Genomic DNA, 455 nt, shown 5'->3' with positions numbered 1-455 from the left:
TCCGGGAAGACGCACGCGTCGAAATCCTCAAACGTGGATTATAGGTTAACGTCGTCGGACACGGTTCACGTCTATTCATCATCAGTACGGCTGCCAGCGCCCCGTGCGGCGAACCCCCACCTCACGAGCAGGTTGTGTCAATAATTCCTGCCATCGCCACCGCGACGTTATCCCCTGTTCTAGGGGTAACGCTCATAGCTTCGGCGAGAGTTGTTTTGGAACGGGAGGATGATCGTCGTTCATCGGTCCTCACCTCGTCGCTGTGTTATCGAAATTCATTGGCCGTGATCGTCTCGAGATACTCAACGCTGACATATCGGAATTCGATACGGTCACTGAAGCCATGTTGAGGAAGGAGTGTTTCGGCCGCCCGACCCGCCGGTTTGTCGGTCGTCAAGAGAACGACGTGATCCGCCTGCTCTGTATCGAGTACCTGAGCAGCAAGCCCCACGAGT

The 455-nt window shown here is 55.6% G+C and carries 1 pseudogene; it reads right to left on the bottom strand.

The annotated features are described in order from the left end of the window. Positions 1-265: 265 nt before the first annotated feature. Positions 266-455 (bottom strand): annotated as a pseudogene (locus tag D3D02_RS21740) (hypothetical protein); the annotation flags it as partial.

This window comes from Halobellus sp. Atlit-38R (assembly GCF_003665925.1).
Taxonomy (GTDB): domain Archaea; phylum Halobacteriota; class Halobacteria; order Halobacteriales; family Haloferacaceae; genus Haloquadratum; species Haloquadratum inordinatus.
The sequence above is the reverse complement of the archived record's forward strand: the minus strand, read 5'-3'. Positions and strand labels throughout refer to the sequence as shown.